The following is a 710-nucleotide window of genomic DNA, read 5'->3' on the forward strand; positions in this document are numbered from 1 at the left end:
GGTTCCGGCTCGAATAACGGAGTTGCCCTCATGAAGAAGATTGCCATCATCAGCGAACACGCCTCGCCCCTTGCGCTGGCGGGCAGCGTGGATAGCGGTGGACAGAACGTGTATGTCGCAAACGTGGCGCGTGAACTGGCGCGCGCAGGCATGGAGGTCGATGTATTTACGCGCAGGGACAATGCGGCGCTGGATACCGTGTTTCGGTGGATGCGCAACGTCAAGGTGATTCATGTTCCCGCAGGGCCCGCCAGCTTTCTTCCGAAAGAGCAGATGCTGCCTTACATGGACGACTTCTCCGCGTATCTGATGCGGTACGTCGGCCGTCAGCCCGCGGGGTATGACGTCATCCACGCCAACTTTTTCATGTCGGCGATGGCGGCGCTGCCGGTGGCGCAGCATTATGGCGTGCCGCTGGCCGTCACGTTCCACGCATTGGGCAAGGTGCGGCGGCAGTATCAGCAGTCGGCTGATCTGTTTCCGGATTCGCGCTTCGACATCGAGGACGACATCGCGCGGCGCGCGGACCGGCTCATCGCTGAGTGCCCGCAAGACCGGCGCGATCTCATCGAGCTGTACGGGGCCGATCCGCGCCGCATCGATATCGTTCCCTGCGGCTACGACGCCGCGGAAATGACCGCGCAGCCGATGGCGCTGGCTCGCAAGGCGTTGGGCTGGGACGACGGCGTGTTTACCGTGCTGCAGCTGGG

1 protein-coding gene is annotated in these 710 nt (G+C 63.2%); it reads left to right on the plus strand.

Annotated elements, in window-relative coordinates; genetic code table 11:
* Positions 1–30: 30 nt before the first annotated feature.
* Positions 31–710, plus strand: a 680-nt coding sequence (locus KVT32_RS28030) for a glycosyltransferase (protein WP_217619189.1), incomplete at its 3' end; no start/stop codon positions are given.

Origin of the sequence: Achromobacter sp. GbtcB20, assembly GCF_019091095.1 — a bacterium.
Taxonomy (GTDB): Bacteria; Pseudomonadota; Gammaproteobacteria; order Burkholderiales; family Burkholderiaceae_B; genus Achromobacter; species Achromobacter mucicolens.